The sequence below is a fragment of the Dactylosporangium sp. NPDC000555 genome, assembly GCF_040300025.1.
Classification (GTDB): domain Bacteria; phylum Actinomycetota; class Actinomycetes; order Mycobacteriales; family Micromonosporaceae; genus Dactylosporangium.
The window spans coordinates 1-14,955 of sequence record NZ_JBEPDB010000077.1 but is presented as its reverse complement, the minus strand read 5'-3'; the positions used below and the strand labels follow the sequence as shown (position 1 = coordinate 14,955).

The following is a 14,955-nucleotide window of genomic DNA, read 5'->3' as shown; positions in this document are numbered from 1 at the left end:
CGTGACCCGCTTCCTGGTGACCGGGGCCGGCGGCATGCTCGGCCGCGACCTGCTCGAGGTGCTGCACGGGCGGGACGTGACCGCCGCGACCCGGGCGGAACTGGACATCACCGACGCCGCGAAGGTCCGCGACCTGGTCGAGGGGCACGACGTGGTCCTCAACGCCGCCGCCTGGACCGACGTCGACGGCGCGGAGTCGGACGAAGCGGGCGCGACCGATGTCAACGGTACGGCCGTCGCCGCCCTCGCCGCCGCCTGCGCCGCTACCGGGGCGCGGCTGGTGCACGTCTCCACCGACTACGTCTTCGCCGGCGACGCGACCAGCCCGTACACCGAGGACGCGCCGACCGCGCCGCTGAACGCGTACGGCCGCAGCAAGCTCGCCGGCGAGCGGGCCGTGCTCGCCACGCTGCCCGGCACCGGCTACGTGGTGCGCACCGCGTGGCTCTACGGCGCGCACGGGAAGAACTTCGTGCGCACGATGCTGCGCCTGGCCGGCGAGCGCGAATACGTCGAGGTCGTCGACGACCAGGTCGGCCAGCCGACGTGGTCGCGGGACCTCGCCGAGCGGCTGGTCGCCCTGGCCGGCGCGGCCCTCGAGGGCGCCGCGCCCGGCGGGGTGTACCACGGCACCGCTTCCGGCCGGACCTCGTGGCACGGGCTGGCCGAGGCCGTCTTCGCCGAGGCCGGCCACGACCCGGCCCGCGTGCGGCGCACCACGAGCGACGCGTACGCGCGCCCCGCGCCCCGCCCGTCGTACAGCGTGCTCGGCCACGGCCGCTGGGCGGTCGCCGGCCTGGCGCCGATGCGCCCGTGGCGCGACATGCTGACCGCGGCACTCGCCGATCCGGCGTTCGCCGCCCGGCCGAAAGGAGGCCCGCCATGAAGCTCACGGTCGTGACCGGAGTGACCGCGCTGGCCATCCTGGCGTTCATGGTCGAACTGCTGCGTCGCCGGCAGTTGCAGGAGAAGTACGCGATCCTGTGGCTCGCGGTCAGCGTCCTGATCGTGCCGCTGGCGTTCTTCCCGTTTCTCACCGACAACCTGGCGAAGCCGCTCGGCATCGTCTCCGGCGTGAGCCTGGTGCTGTTCCTCGGCATCGTCTTCCTGCTGCTGGTGACGGTGCACCTGAGCTGGGAGGTCAGCCGGCTCGAGGAGGAGACGCGCACGCTGGCCGAGGACCTCGCGCTGCTGCGCAGCGAGCTCGGCCAGCCACGGCCGCAGGACCTGGCCGCCCAGGAGGTAGCCCTGGATGATCAACCGTAAACGCGTTCTGATCATCATCCCGGCCTGGAACGAGGCCGACTCGATCGCGGACGTCGTGCGCGAGGTGCACGGCGAGCTGCCGTCGGTGGACGTGATCGTGATCGACGACGGCTCGACCGACGACACCGCCGTCCGGGCCGCCTCCGCCGGCGCGATCGTCGCGCGGCTGCCGTACAACCTCGGCGTCGGCGGCGCGATGCGCACCGGCTACCGGTACGCCCACGACCACGGCTACGACGTGGCCATCCAGGTCGACGCGGACGGCCAGCACGACCCGCGGTACATCCCGAAGCTCGTCGACGCCCTCGACGAGCACGACCTGGTCATCGGCGCCCGGTTCGCGGGCGAGGGCGGCTACAGCGTCAAGGGGCCGCGCAAGTGGGCGATGAAGATGCTCTCGGCGGTGCTGTCGAGGCTGTCGAGGACGCGGCTGACCGACACGACGTCGGGACACCGGGCGTGCAACCGGCGCGTGATCGAGTTCTTCGCGCACTGGTATCCGGCCGAATACCTCGGCGACACGATCGAGGTCCTGGTCCGGCTGGCCCGCAACGGCTACAAGCTCACCCAGATCCCGGTCGCGATGCGTCCCCGGATGGCCGGCACGCCGAGCAACTCACCGGTGAAGTCCACGATCTACCTGGGCCGCGCGTTCATCGTGTTGCTGCTGGCGATCATCCGCGCCTGACCGTACGAGTGCGAGCAAGGCCGGGTCACCCGAGGGCGGCCCGGCCTGTCGCGTCGCGTCCGGCTACCGGACGGGCTACTCCGCGTCCGGCTTCGGCGCCTCCTCGGCGGGCTCGGCCGGGCCGGAGGCGTTGTCGGCCGGGGTGCCCGGGGAGGCCGGCGGCTGGGGCTTGTCCTCCAGCCCGCCCTCCACGTCGGTGCTCTTCGCCGCCGACGTGTCCTCGAGGATCGCGGTCAGCGCCAGACCGGTGAGGCGGCGGAACGTGCGGCCGGGGCGGTTGCGGTCCAGGACCGCGACCTCCAGCTGGTTGGCCGCCAGCTTGCGCGGCTGGCCGCCCTCGCCGCCGACGCTAGCCAGACCCTCGACCGCCAGCTTCAGTGCCTCAGCGAGCGTCTGGTCGGGCCGCAGGCGGGTTTTCACGGCGCCGGAGATGGCGTCGGACTGCCCGCCCATGGTGACGAGGCCGGGCTCGTCCTGCACGGAGCCGTCGTAGGTGATCCGATACAGCTCGTCCTCGTCCGCGGTGGCGCCGGCCTCGGCGACGCAGATCTCCACCTCGTACGGCTTCTGCTCCTGGGTGAAGATCGCGCCCAGGGTGCGCGCGTAGGCGTTGGCGATCTGCCGGCCGGTCACGTCGCTGCGGCCGTAGGAATACCCGTGCAGGTCGGCGAGGCGCACGCCGGCGGAGCGCAGATTCTCGAACTCGGGATAGCGGCCGACGGCGGCGAAGCCGATCCGGTCGTAGATCTCGCTGACCTTGTGCAACGCGGTCGACAGGTTCTCGGCGACGAAGAGCACGCCGCCCTCGTAGCTGAGCACCACGACACTGCGACCACGGGCGATGCCCTTGCGCGCGTATTCCGAGCGGTCCCGCATGATCTGCTCGGGCGAGGCGTAGAACTGCATGGCCACGGTGGCGAGTTCTCCTTCTGCTGGTGGGAGGGCTGAGGGCTCAGGAGCCGGGGTTCTCGGCGCGCTCGGCGATGATCTGCTCGGCGACGGCGCGGGTCTCGTCGTCGCTGTATCGGCGGGTGCCCTCGACGGTCGCGGTCATGATGACCGGGAAGATGCCCCGCAGCAGGTCGGGCCCGCCGGTCGCCGTGTCGTCGTCGGCGGCGTCGTAGAGCGCCTCGATGGCGAGCTTCACGGCGTCCTCGGTGGTCACGCCCGGGCGATACCGCTTCTTGAGCGAGGACTTGGCGAACAGCGAGCCGGAGCCGATGGAGTCGTAGCCGCGCTCCTCGTAGACGCCGCCGGCGACGTCGAAGCTGAAGATGCGCCCGGCCTTGTCGACGCTCTTGGCGTCCAGGTCGAAGCCGGCGAACAGCGGCACGACGGCGAGGCCCTGCATCGCGGCGCCGAGGTTGTTGCGGACCATGCTGGCCAGGCGGTTGGCCTTGCCCTCCAGCGAGAGCATGCTGCTCTCGATCTTCTCGTAGTGCTCCAGCTCGACCTGGAACAGGCGCATCATCTCCAGGCCGAAGCCCGCGGTGCCGGCCATACCGACCAGCGAATACGCATCGGCGGCGAAGACCTTCTCGATGTCACGCTGGGCGATGAGGTTGCCCATGGTGGCGCGCCGGTCACCGCCCATGAGCACGCCGTCGGCGCAGGTGATCGCGACGATGGTGGTGGCGTGCGCGCTCACGTCGGCGGCCATCCCCGGCGGCAGCGGCCGCCGTCCGGGAAGCATCTCGGGGGCCACCTCGGAGAGGAACTCGCTGAACGACGAGGTCCCGGCGGCGTGAAACGCGGCGGGCAGGCGCCCTGAGTGGTCAAGACCCGTCGGCAACGGAGCTCCTCCCGATGGAGTGATCGACTGTGGTGGGCCAACAATACGCCGCCGAGAGGCTCACAAGCGGCGCGCCACAACGCTGTGGGCGAACAGGCGCCGCCCGCCCGGGGTCACCGGACGGGCGGGCTGGCGAACGGCGGCTACTCGCCGCCCTTCTGCACGTATCCGCGGACGAACTCTTCGGCGTTCTCCTCGAGCACGGAGTCGATCTCGTCGAGGAGGTCGTCGACATCCTCGCCGAGCTGCTCGACCCGCTCGGCCGTCTCCGGGTTGACCTCGGGCGCGGCGACGTCAACTTCCTCGTCACGCCGAGACTTGCCGGACTGGGACTGCCCGCCCGTATCCCTCGTAGCCATGCCTCATCCTCCTCGGGGGGACCACCGGATCATCCCCGCGTACGCGGGGACCACGGATCGCTGTTCAAGGCTACCCGGAAGTGATCGCCTCCAGCAGATCCTTCGCGCTCGGGCACTTGTCGAACAGCGCGCCGACGTGTTTCTTCGTCCCTCGCTCGGGCTCCATCATCGGCACCCGCACGAGCGACTCTCGGCCCACATCGAAGATGACCGAGTCCCAGCTGGCCGCCACCACCTCGTCGGGGTACTTGGCCAGGCAACGACCGCGGAAGTAGGCGCGGGTGTCGTCCGGCGGCTCGACGATCGCGCGCTGGACCTCCTCCTCGGCGAACAGCGTCGCCATCGAGCCGCGGGACACCAGCCGGTGGTAGAGCCCCTTCTCGGGGCGCACGTCGGAGTACTGCAGATCGACGAGCTGCAACTTGTGCGACGACCAGCCCAGCGACTCCCGCTCCCGGTAGCCCTCCAGCAGCCGCAGCTTGGCCACCCAGTCCAGCTCGCCGGCGCAGAGCATCGGGTCGCGCCCGAGCTTGTCCAGGGCGTTCTCCCACCGGTCGAGCACGTCGAGGGTGATCTCGTCGGTGTCGGCGCCCTGCCGCTCCTCGACGAAGACCCGGGCCCGCTCGTAGAACGCCCACTGGATGTCCAGCGCGGTGAGCCGCCGGCCGTCGCGCATGCGGATCAGGTGCTTGAGCGACGGGTCGTGGCTGACCGCCTTGAGCTCGCTGACCGGGTCAGCGATGCCCAGGTCGGCCGCGAGCGCTTTCTCCTCGATCATCGCCAGGATGAGGGAGGTGGTGCCGACCTTCAGGTACGTCGAGATCTCCGACAGGTTGGCGTCGCCGATGATGACGTGCAGCCGCCGGTACTTGTCCGCGTCGGCGTGCGGCTCGTCCCGCGTGTTGATGATGGGACGCTTGAGGGTGGTCTCCAGCCCGACCTCGACCTCGAAGAAGTCGGCGCGCTGGGAGATCTGGAAGCCCGGACCGGAGCCGTCCTGGCCGATGCCGACCCGCCCGGCGCCGCAGACGATCTGCCGGGTGACGAAGAACGGGGTGAGGTGCATGACGATGTCGGCGAACGGGGTCTGCCGGCGCATCAGGTAGTTCTCGTGCGTGCCGTAGCTGGCGCCCTTGTTGTCCGTATTGTTCTTGTACAGGTGGATCGGCAGCGTGCCGGGGATCGTCGCGGCGCGCCGGGCGGCCTCGGCCATCACCCGCTCGCCGGCCTTGTCCCACAGCACCACGTCGCGCGGGTTGGTCACCTCGGGCGTGGAGTACTCCGGGTGGGCGTGGTCGACGTAGAGCCGGGCGCCATTGGTCAGTATCACGTTGGCAAGCCCGAGGTCCTCGTCGGCGAGCGCCTCGGCGGGGTCGTACAGCGCGCCGGAGTAGGTGAAGCCGCGGGCGTCGCGCAGCGGCGACTCCTCCTCGTAGTCCCATCTGGCCCGGCCCCCCTTGGTGAGCTCGGGCCGCGCCCCGTACGCGTTGACCACCTGGGAGGACGTGACCATCGGATTCGCACCCGGCTGGCCGGGCACGGACACGCCGTACTCGACCTCTGTGCCCATCACGCGCCGCACACTCATGACACAACCCTAGTCGTACGGACGGCCACCCGGCCCACACCGCGCGGGCAGTTTCTCGCCTGGTGCGCGCTTCGCGCGAGCGCTGCCGGCGGTTACCCCACCCCGGAGCCCCATGCCGACGCCTGGTGCGCGCTTCGCGCGGCCGCCGCCGGGCGGTTCCCACCCCGAAGCCCATGCCGACGCCTGCGGCGCGCTTCGCGCGAGCGCTGCCGGCGGTCCCACCCCCCGAACCCGGCGGCTGTGTGTAAAAAAGGGCTACCATCGCAGCCATTTCTTACACGTAGCTTCGCGGACGCAGCGAGGTATGCCGCCGGACACCTCGCCGGCCGCGAAACAGAAACCGGAACGGCCGCCGCCGCGGTGTCGGCGTCAGCGCCCGTCCCCGGCTCCGAACCCGAGCGAAGCCGGAGCGGGCGGGACCAGGTGGTCGCCGCCCGCTCTCGGATGGTGCTCGCTTACAGATACTGGCCGGTGTTGGTGGCGGTCTCTATCGACCGGCCGGCCTCGGCGCCCTTGCCGCCGGAGACGAGCGTGCGGATGTACACGATCCGCTCGCCCTTCTTGCCGGAGATGCGGGCCCAGTCGTCGGGGTTGGTGGTGTTGGGCAGGTCCTCGTTCTCGCGGAACTCGTCGACGCACGAGTCGAGCAGGTGCTGCAGGCGCACACCCTTCTGGCCGCTGCTGAGGAAGTCCTTGATCGCCATCTTCTTCGCCCGGTCGACGATGTTCTGGATCATCGCGCCCGAGTTGAAGTCCTTGAAGTACAGGACTTCCTTGTCGCCGTTGGCGTAGGTCACCTCGAGGAAGCGGTTCTCCTCGGTCTCGGAGTACATCCGCAGCACGACCGCGTCGATCATGGCCGCGACCGTCGCGTCGGGCGAGTCGCCGTGTTCGGCGACGTCGTCCCGGTGCAGCGGTACGTCGGTCAGGATGTACTTCGAGAAGATGTCCTTGGCCGCCTCGGCGTCTGGCCGCTCGATCTTGATCTTCACGTCGAGCCGGCCCGGGCGCAGGATCGCCGGGTCGATCATGTCTTCCCGGTTGGACGCGCCTATGACGATGACGTTCTCCAGCCCCTCCACCCCGTCGATCTCGCTGAGCAGCTGCGGGACGATCGTGTTCTCCACGTCGGAGGAGACGCCGGAGCCGCGGGTGCGGAACACGGAGTCCATCTCGTCGAAGAACACGATGACCGGCGTGCCCTCGCTGGCCTTCTCACGGGCCCGCTGGAAGATCAGCCGGATGTGCCGCTCGGTCTCGCCGACGTACTTGTTGAGCAGCTCCGGACCCTTGATGTTGAGGAAGTAGCTGGTCCGCTTCTCCTCACCACGCGCCTCGGCGATCTTCTTCGCCAGCGAGTTGGCCACCGCCTTGGCGATGAGGGTCTTGCCACAGCCGGGCGGGCCGTAGAGCAATACGCCCTTGGGCGGGCGCAGCTTGTGCTCGCGGAACAGGTCGGCGTGCAGGAAGGGCAGCTCCACCGCGTCGCGGATCTGCTCGATCTGCGGAGACAGGCCACCGATGTCGGTGTAGTCGACGTCGGGCACCTCCTCCAGGACCAGCTCCTCGACCTCGCTCTTCGGGATGCGCTCGTACGCATATGCCGAGCGCGGCTCGATCATGAGCGAGTCGCCGGCGCGCAGCGGCGCGTCGGCGAGCGTGTGCGCCAGGTGGACGATCCGTTCCTCGTCGGCATGCGAGATGACGAGAGCGCGGTCGCCGCCCTCGAGGACCTCCTTCAACATGACGACCTCACCGGCCCGCTCGAACCCGAGCGCGTCGACGATGTTGAGGGCGTCGTTGAGCAGGACCTCCTGGCCTCGGCGCAGCTCCTCGGTCTCGATCGCCGGGGAGACTGCCACGCGCAGCTTGCGCCCACCTGTGAAGACGTCGACAGTGCCGTCGTCATGGCGGGCGAGGAAGACGCCGTAACCGCTCGGCGGTTGCGCCAGGCGGTCCACCTCTTCCTTCAGCGTCACGATCTGGGCCCTGGCCTCTTTGAGGGTGGCCACGAGCCGCTCGTTGTTTTCGGTCAGCCGGGCAATCTGCGCCTGCGCTGCGGCAAGCCGCTCCTCGAGCTGTCGCACGTGTCGCGGAGTCTCCGTCAGCTTGCGCCGCACCAGGGCGAGTTCCTCCTGAAGAAACGCGACCTGCGTGGAGAGATCGTGGGCGTCCTTCTCCCATCGTGCGGCGCGCGTCTCCGCGTCGTCGCTGCGTGCCACGTCCCACCTCCCCGGGGGCTTTGAACGTTGTGCTCTAACACTAACTGCTGATCGGCGGTTCGGGCCCCCTCGAACACGTGCGCCATAGGGTGTTTACAAATCCGGGACACTTCCAGCGCCCCGTCCGGGACCTTTTCCGGGGCCCCTGCGGCGTGTGTCACGGTCCCCTGCACGCTTCGCGGGGCGTCGGGTAGCGTCATGGCTGTGAGCGTGGAGACTTCCGAGGACACCCTGCAGGTGTGGGTCGACCAGGACCTGTGCACCGGCGACGGCCTGTGCGTGCAATACGCGCCGGAGGTTTTCGAGTTCGACGTCGACGGTCTGGCCTATGTCAAGGGCCCGGACGGCGAGCTGCTGCTGGCGCCCGGCAGCCGGGTCGACGTGCCCGCCAATCTGCGGCTCGAGGTCATCGACGCGGCCAAGGAGTGCCCCGGCGACTGCATCCACGTGCGCCGCCGGTCCGACGACGCGCCCGTCGCCGGCCCCGACGCCGAGTGATCCCAGACCCGCTCCGGCCCCGGACTACAGCATCGGCTTGCCGACCAGCGAGCTGACCAGGCGCGCGAACTCCTCCAGCCGGGCGATCTGACCCGCACCGCCGTCGTCGAGCGTCTTGCCGAAGCGCAGCGCGTCGTGGCGGAGCACCGAGCCGGCCTCCTCCGCCGCCACGTTGGCCTCGTCGAGCGACGTGAGCAGCAGATACACGTCCACGCTGTCGACCCGATGGGTGCCGTTGGGGTTGCGGCTGATCCGCCGCCGGCAGCCGACCTCGGTCACCGCGGACAGCGCCACCACCCGCAGTGACGACGTCATCGAGCCCGGCGGCGCCTCCTCCGGCGGGATGTCCTCGCCGTGCCAGAGGATCAGCCGGTTGCCGTCGCAGACCACGACCTCCTGCCACACGCCGTTGACGTCGTTGACGAACCGCTCGAGGGTGAAGCCCAGAACGCTCTGACCTCGCAGTACACCGGCCATGGCGTCCAACGCGATGTCCGGATCGCGCAGATATGCCCGGGCCGCCGACTCGAGGTCCGGATACGGCGACCAGTCGGGAAAGACCGCGGGTAGGTCACTGAAGCTCGGTCGGCTCATGCCCTTCGGCCTCCTCCTCTGCCCGGGCGGCCGCGGCGGCCGCCAACCGCCGAGCCGCATAGGCCTCGGCCCCCTTGCTCGGCTTGCGCCGGCGCGGCGGTGCGGTCACGCCAGGAGCGAGCTTCCGGGCGCTGACCAGGAACGCCGTGTGCGCGATCATGCGGTGATCGGGCCGCACGGCCAGGCCCTCCACGTGCCAGTCGCGCACGAGGCTCTCCCACGCTCGAGGTTCGGTGTACCCACCATCCTCGCGCAAGGCCTCCACCAACTCCGACAATTGGGGCGTGGTCGCCACATATCCGATGAACACCCCGCCGGGGATCAGCGCCCGCGAGACGAGCGGCAGGATCTCCCAAGGCGTGAGCATGTCTAGGATTATCCGATCAAAACCGGTGTCTTCACAGCCGGCCACGTCACCGACACGCAGCGTCCAGCCCGGCACCGGGCCGCCGAGGAACGCCTCCACGTTGCGCCGGGCGATCTCGGCGAAGTCCTCCCGCATCTCGTACGAGGTCACGGTCCCCTCGGACCCGACGGCGCGCAGCAGCGAGCAGGTCAGCGCGCCCGAGCCGGCGCCGGCCTCCAGCACCCGGGCGCCGGGGAAGATGTCGCCCATCGCCACGATCTGGGCCGCGTCCTTGGGGTAGATCACCTGCGCGCCGCGCGGCATGGACAGCACGTAGTCGGACAGCAGCGGGCGCAGCGCCAGATAGGCGGTGCCGCCGGTGGAGGTGACCACGCTGCCGTCGGGCGCGCCAATGAGCTCGTCGTGGGCGAGCCGCCCGCGGTGGGTGTGGAACTCCTTGCCCGCCTCCAGCACGATGGTGTGCATCCGCCCCTTGGGGTCGGTGAGCTGGACCCGGTCGCCCGGGCGGAAGGGGCCCCTCCGGACGGCGGACGGGGTCTGGACAGGGCTTTCCACGGTCACGTGCTGTTCCTCCGGACGGTCGGCCTGCGCGGCCGCCGGGTCGGGGCCACCAGGGAGACGAGGTCGGCGCCGCGCAGGACGCCGTGCACATCCTCCCCGGTGACCACGAGGTAGTCGCCGCCCGGGTCGTCCTTGATCGCCATCAGCAGGTCGGTGCCGCGCAGGTGGCCGGTGAGCACGTGATCGCGGTCGATGCGGCGGGTCACGTCGCCGATCGGCACCCAGGGCCGCCGCTCGGCCGGCACCGCGCGCGCCGAGGCGCCGTGCACGAACCCGACCAGGCTACCCCCGCCGTCGACCACGGCCACGACGGGCGAGCGCTCGGCGGCGATCGACGCGATGCGGTCGGCCTCCGACAGCGGCGTGTCGGCGGTCACCGCGACGATCGGCCGGGCCAGCTCGCGGGCGCTGAACGGGGGCAGGCCGGCGGTCGCCTTGGCGTGCCGAATCGCCTGCCCGGCCCCGACCCACATGGTGAGGGCGACGAGCAGGGTGAAGAGCATGCCGAAATACCCGTGCACGATCCCGGCGTGCCACAGCAGCAGCGCGACCCCGGCGGTCGCCAGCGCCAGCACCCGCCCGGCCCACCCGGCGACCTGCCGCCCGACGTCGGCGTCGCCGCTGAGCTGCCACACCAGCGCCTGCAGCGCCCGCCCGCCGTCCAGCGGCAGCCCCGGCAGCGCGTTGAACAGCGCGACCACGATGTTGGACAGCGCCAGCTGGAACGCGAACGTCTCGGCGACGCCGCCGGGCGGCAGCACCACCGCGGCGGCGGCCGCCACAAGCCCGATCGCCAGCGACACCACCGGACCCGCCATCGACACGTACAGCTCCACGCCCGGGCGCGGCGCCTCACGCTCCATCTCGGTGTACCCGCCGAGCATCTCCAACGTGATCCCGCGCACACCGATGCCGCTGTGCCGGCTCGTCACGGCGTGCCCGAGCTCGTGCAGCAGCACCGAGATCAACAGGCACACGACAAACCCGAACCCGACCGCCAGCCCCGTGGTGATCGGCAGCCCCGACCGGCTCGCCATGTATTGGCCATACATGAGCGTGATGAGCCCCGCCAGCAGCAGCCACGAGGGCGCCAGGTAGATCGGGACTCCGGCCAGCCGGCCCAGGGGGATGCCAGCGCCACGCTCCCGGGCCTGCGGGCGGGCAGCCGGCGACGCCGACGCGGATGCCGTGCGGTGTTCGTCCATCGCACCAGATGCTACGGGCTCGCGGGTTCGAAACACGTTTTCGTCGTACCCCCCGTCTAACCTCTTGGGCATGACGGTGCCCGTTACCTCCGCCCTGCCAACCCTGTCGCCGTCGCGCGCCGCGGACTTCAAGACCTGCCCCCTGCTGTATCGCTTCCGCAGCATCGACCGCCTGCCCGAGCGCCCGACCCCCGACCAGGCCCGCGGCACCCTGGTCCACGCCGTGCTCGAGGCCCTCTTCGACGCCCCGCCCGGCGAGCGCACCCCGCAGCACGCCGCCGACCTGGTCGCGCCGCAGTGGCAGCGCCTGGTCGAGCAGGAGCCGGAGCTGGCGGACATCTTCGCCGGCACCCCCCTCACCCCCGAGGAGTTCCTGTCCGGCGCCGGCGACCTGCTCTCCGGCTACTTCGCCGTCGAGGACCCCAACCGCCTGGAGCCCGCCGACCGCGAGGCGTATGTCGAGGCCGAGGTCGACGGCCGCCTGGTCATCCGCGGCATCATCGACCGCCTGGACGTCTCCCCCGCCGGCGACCTGCGCGTGGTCGACTACAAGACCGGCGGCGCCCCGCGCGAGGCCTTCGAGGCCCGCGCGATGTTCCAGCTCAAGTTCTACGCCCTGGTGCTGTGGCGCACCCGCGGCGTCGTACCGAGGGTGCTGCGCCTCATGTATCTGCGCGACCGGGAGGTCTGCGACTTCGCTCCCGACGCCGACGACCTGGCCCGCTTCGAGCGCACCCTGCTCGCCCTGTGGCAGGCCATCGACCTGGCCACCCAGAACCGCGACTTCCGCCCCAAGCCGAGCCGCCTGTGCGGCTGGTGCGCCCACCAGGCCCTCTGCCCGGCGTATGACGGCACGCCCCCACCCTTCCCGCAGATCGCCCCGGCCCCGAGCGAGGACCAGGCCGAGCTGGTCGTGGAGCGCGACTGACGGCCCGCGTCGCAGGCAGCTGACTCCGGTCCGCACAACGCACGACCGTTCCTCCCGTGAGACACCGGTCGGGCCTGGCGGCCCTTCCTGCCATGTCCGCGGTGCCAAGGACGCGCGGCCTACGGCCGCAGCAACCGGGCGGTCACCGAAAATCCGACATATCATGCTTTAGCGCGGCCATGAGCCGGGCCTTCGGCACTGGCCACGCCTGCTGCCCTTTGTCGACCGGCCGGCGCGCGTCGCAGACGGACCTTGTCAGGCGCGGCCGGCACAACCTCTCCGCGACCATGCCGCACCATCGGCCGAGCGCCCAGTTCGCCGTCATCCCGGAGTGAACGTGTACCAGGAGCAGCACGTTCACTCGATCATGGAAAACCCCGTCGCGACCCGGGCGCGGCCGACCACGCTCGACGCCCTCCGCACCAGCCGACACTGCCACTAGCGCCAATTGGTTTGTTGTGGAAACCTATCTGTATGACTTCCGATGCGGTTCCTGCCGGTGGCGATGCACGCCGGCTGCTGGCTGAGGTGCGCGACCTCGCGCGCCGGGTCCGGCTTGACCAGCGGGTGACGTGGCTGCCGCTGCTGGTGCTGGCCCTCGTGACGTTCGGGGCGATCCCGGTGTACAGCTTGGGCCACCCGGTCCTCAGCGACTGCCGGGCGTTGAGCGACGGCCAGGTGTGCAAGGTCTGGTTCCAGGCCGTGGCGTTCTACTGGTGGGCGGCGCTGGTGCTGGCATACGTGGTGATCGCCGGTGGGTACGTGCGGGTGGCCCGGTCCCGGGGACTGGGCACCCGGATGCTGCCGTACGTGCTCACCGGCGTCGCGCTCGTCGTGCTGTCCGCCGCCGCCACGGGGGCTTTGCTGCTCCTCGACCCGCTGCCGTACCCCGACAGCCCGTCCGCCTTCGTCGTGTTCCTGATGCACCTGATCGATCCGACCGGCGCGATCGGGTTGGCCCTGCTGGTGCTGGCCTGGCTGGAGCGGCGTGTCGCGCTGCTGCTGTTCGCCCTCGGGTACCTGGCGGTGGTGCTGTCGCCGCCGATCGCCGCCGGGTGGGGGACCAGCTCCTGGTGGGGACTCCCGACACAGTGGGTGATCAGCGGCGGCCTGTTGCTGCTGGGCAGCGCCGGCTTCGCGCTGGCGCAACGACTGCGGCGGACCCGGTGACCGGACCGGTCGACGCCCCGCCCCCGGACGAGAGCGAATCCCCGCATCCGGTCACCGGGCTCGACGACGTGGTGCACCAGCGGGTTCGGCTCGGCATCCTCACCCTCGCGCACGAGGCCCACCGGGTCGAGTTCGGCTACCTGCGCACCCAGCTGGAACTGACCGCCGGCAACCTCTCCCAGCACCTCGGCGTCCTGGAGACAGCCGGTCTCGTCGAGGTCGAGAAAGGCTACGCCGGCAAACGCGGCCGCACCTGGATCACCCTCACCGCGGCGGGCAACACCGCGCTCGCCGAGGAGATCGCGCGACTCAAGCAGCTCATCGCCCGGGTCGAAACGCCGAGCGAGCAGTAGCGACACCAACCGGCGGGCGGCCGACCGGCGGCTCCACGCTGCCGCCAGTCCGTCCGGTGCTGTCCACGACACGAGGGGGCTTCATTGACCACTACACCATCGATCGGCCGGGAACGCCTGACCCGACGCGGCGTCATCACGGCCGCACTGGCCGCCGGGCTGACCGTGCCGCTCGGCCTCGCGGGGCGCGCGGGAGCGGCTCCCGTCGCCACCGGCCCGGTCGCCTCGGGCCCGCCGCGGATGGTCCTGCCCGCGCCGACCGGGCCGTACCCGATCGGTATGGTGGCTCTGCACCTGCTCGACCGGTCCCGGCCGGATCCGATCTCGATCGGCCGTTCTTGACATCCTCCACCCGCCTAAAGGCGGGGGATTCCAGCGGTCGCCCGCTGGGTTTCCTGCTTCGCCGACGACTGCCCCGTGCGAGAGGACTCTCGTTGAGGTCTTACACCGCCTCCACAGGCGATCACGGAGAGCCCCTCCGCGAGAATGTTGCGGGCCGCGTTCACGTCGCGGTCGTGGACGGCGCCGCATCGGCAGGTCCACGACCGTACGTGCAGTGGCATCCGCTCAGCGTGCGCACCGCAGACCGAGCACAGTTTGGACGATGGGAACCAGCGGTCCACGACGACCAGGTTCCGGCCGTGCCATTCGGCCTTGTACTCCAGCAGGGTGCGGAACTGCCGCCAGGCCGCGTCGGAGATGGCGCGGGCCAGGCTGCGATGTTTGACCATGTTGCGGACGGTCAGGTCCTCGATCACGATCGTTTGGTTCTCACGAACGAGCCGAGTGGTCAGCTTGTGCAGGTGGTCGCGGCGCCGGTCGGCGATCCGGGCATGGACGCGGGCGACCTTGACCCGGGCCTTCGCCCGGTTCGCAGAGCCCCGCACCTTCTTGGCGAGGCTCCGTTGGGTGCGGGCCAGCCGCGCCCGGTCGCGGCGCTCATGCTTCGGGTTGGTGACCTTCTCCCCGGTGGACAGGGTGAGCAGGCTGTTCAGCCCGGCGTCGACACCGACCGCACCCGTGGCCGGGACCTGCTCGATCACGTCGTCGCAGAGCAGGGACACGAACCAGCGGCCGGCCGGGTCCTGCGACACGGTCACGGTGGATGGCGACGCCCCGTCGGGTAGGGGCCGGGACCACACGATGTGCAGGGGTTCGGTCATCTTCGCCAACGTGAGTTGGCCGTCGCGGAACCGGAACGCGCTGGTCGTGTACTCCGCCGAGCGGCGCGACTGCTTCTTGGACTTGAACGTCGGGTACTTGGCCCGCTTGGCGAAGAAGTTCGTGTACGCCACTTGGAGGTGCCGCAGCGTCTGCTGCAACGGCACGCAGGAGACGTCGTTGAGGAACGCCAGTTCCTCGGT

At 70.6% G+C, this 14,955-nt stretch carries 17 protein-coding genes; 8 read left to right on the top strand and 9 right to left on the bottom strand.

Annotation, left to right across the window (positions count from 1 at the left end; genetic code table 11):
• Nucleotide 1: 1 nt before the first annotated feature.
• Genes rfbD through ABT297_RS33395 form a run of 3 tightly spaced genes read left to right on the top strand, consistent with a single transcriptional unit; the run spans nt 2 to nt 1,954 of the window.
• On the top strand, nt 2-886 hold the full coding sequence (rfbD, locus tag ABT297_RS33405; RefSeq protein ID WP_350556489.1) for a dTDP-4-dehydrorhamnose reductase: 885 nt from the start codon (nt 2-4) through the stop codon (nt 884-886).
• Nucleotides 883-1,266, top strand: a complete 384-nt coding sequence (locus ABT297_RS33400) for a DUF2304 domain-containing protein (RefSeq protein ID WP_350556457.1) — start codon at nt 883-885, stop codon at nt 1,264-1,266. The genes rfbD and ABT297_RS33400 overlap by 4 nt, the downstream gene beginning before the upstream one ends.
• On the top strand, nt 1,253-1,954 hold the full coding sequence (locus ABT297_RS33395) for a glycosyltransferase family 2 protein (protein WP_350556456.1): 702 nt from the start codon (nt 1,253-1,255) through the stop codon (nt 1,952-1,954). Before ABT297_RS33400 ends, ABT297_RS33395 begins: the two co-directional genes overlap by 14 nt.
• A gap of 75 nt (nt 1,955-2,029) precedes the next feature.
• On the opposite strand, the gene prcA is transcribed toward ABT297_RS33395, so the two are convergent.
• The 5 genes from prcA to arc form a co-directional block, all read right to left on the bottom strand.
• Nucleotides 2,030-2,866, bottom strand: a complete 837-nt coding sequence (gene prcA / locus ABT297_RS33390; protein WP_350556455.1) for a proteasome subunit alpha — start codon at nt 2,864-2,866, stop codon at nt 2,030-2,032.
• A gap of 40 nt (nt 2,867-2,906) precedes the next feature.
• Entirely contained in the window at nt 2,907-3,746 is an 840-nt protein-coding gene (gene prcB, locus ABT297_RS33385) for a proteasome subunit beta (protein ID WP_350556454.1), read from the bottom strand.
• A gap of 143 nt (nt 3,747-3,889) precedes the next feature.
• Nucleotides 3,890-4,105, bottom strand: coding sequence for a ubiquitin-like protein Pup (locus tag ABT297_RS33380; RefSeq protein WP_350556453.1), 216 nt, complete (start codon nt 4,103-4,105; stop codon nt 3,890-3,892).
• 70 nt (nt 4,106-4,175) lie between these two features.
• Nucleotides 4,176-5,693, bottom strand: coding sequence for a depupylase/deamidase Dop (gene dop / locus ABT297_RS33375; protein WP_350556452.1), 1,518 nt, complete (start codon nt 5,691-5,693; stop codon nt 4,176-4,178).
• A 455-nt stretch (nt 5,694-6,148) separates the two neighbouring features.
• Nucleotides 6,149-7,915: a proteasome ATPase gene (arc, locus tag ABT297_RS33370; protein ID WP_350556451.1), complete on the bottom strand. Its 1,767-nt coding sequence runs from the start codon at nt 7,913-7,915 to the stop codon at nt 6,149-6,151.
• A 210-nt stretch (nt 7,916-8,125) separates the two neighbouring features.
• Here arc and ABT297_RS33365 point away from each other — a divergent pair, with 210 nt between their 5' ends.
• On the top strand, nt 8,126-8,413 hold the full coding sequence (locus ABT297_RS33365; RefSeq protein ID WP_502885690.1) for a ferredoxin: 288 nt from the start codon (nt 8,126-8,128) through the stop codon (nt 8,411-8,413).
• A gap of 24 nt (nt 8,414-8,437) precedes the next feature.
• Here ABT297_RS33365 and ABT297_RS33360 read toward each other — a convergent pair whose 3' ends face one another.
• From ABT297_RS33360 to ABT297_RS33350, 3 genes are read right to left on the bottom strand one after another with little or no spacing between them, the layout of a single operon-like run.
• Nucleotides 8,438-9,007, bottom strand: a complete 570-nt coding sequence (locus ABT297_RS33360; protein WP_350556449.1) for a hypothetical protein — start codon at nt 9,005-9,007, stop codon at nt 8,438-8,440.
• Nucleotides 8,985-9,935, bottom strand: a complete 951-nt coding sequence (locus ABT297_RS33355; RefSeq protein WP_350556448.1) for a tRNA (adenine-N1)-methyltransferase — start codon at nt 9,933-9,935, stop codon at nt 8,985-8,987. The genes ABT297_RS33360 and ABT297_RS33355 overlap by 23 nt, the downstream gene beginning before the upstream one ends.
• Nucleotides 9,932-11,140: a site-2 protease family protein gene (locus ABT297_RS33350; protein ID WP_350556447.1), complete on the bottom strand. Its 1,209-nt coding sequence runs from the start codon at nt 11,138-11,140 to the stop codon at nt 9,932-9,934. Before ABT297_RS33350 ends, ABT297_RS33355 begins: the two co-directional genes overlap by 4 nt.
• A 70-nt stretch (nt 11,141-11,210) precedes the next feature.
• Here ABT297_RS33350 and ABT297_RS33345 point away from each other — a divergent pair, with 70 nt between their 5' ends.
• The 4 genes from ABT297_RS33345 to ABT297_RS33330 all read left to right on the top strand — a co-directional run bounded on the left by ABT297_RS33345 (nt 11,211) and on the right by ABT297_RS33330 (nt 13,933).
• Nucleotides 11,211-12,068, top strand: a complete 858-nt coding sequence (locus ABT297_RS33345; RefSeq protein ID WP_350556446.1) for a RecB family exonuclease — start codon at nt 11,211-11,213, stop codon at nt 12,066-12,068.
• 474 nt (nt 12,069-12,542) lie between these two features.
• The gene (locus ABT297_RS33340; protein ID WP_350556445.1) at nt 12,543-13,238 is read left to right on the top strand and encodes a hypothetical protein; all 696 of its coding nucleotides are present in this window, start codon (nt 12,543-12,545) and stop codon (nt 13,236-13,238) included.
• Nucleotides 13,235-13,591, top strand: a complete 357-nt coding sequence (locus tag ABT297_RS33335; RefSeq protein WP_350556444.1) for a transcriptional regulator — start codon at nt 13,235-13,237, stop codon at nt 13,589-13,591. The genes ABT297_RS33340 and ABT297_RS33335 overlap by 4 nt, the downstream gene beginning before the upstream one ends.
• A gap of 84 nt (nt 13,592-13,675) precedes the next feature.
• Nucleotides 13,676-13,933 carry a hypothetical protein gene (locus ABT297_RS33330; RefSeq protein ID WP_350556443.1) on the top strand — a complete coding sequence of 86 codons (258 nt, stop codon included), beginning with the start codon at nt 13,676-13,678 and terminating at the stop codon, nt 13,931-13,933.
• Nucleotides 13,934-13,947: 14 nt separating this feature from the next.
• Here ABT297_RS33330 and ABT297_RS33325 read toward each other — a convergent pair.
• On the bottom strand, nt 13,948-14,955 hold a 1,008-nt coding region (locus ABT297_RS33325), incomplete at its 5' end, for an RNA-guided endonuclease InsQ/TnpB family protein (protein ID WP_350556442.1).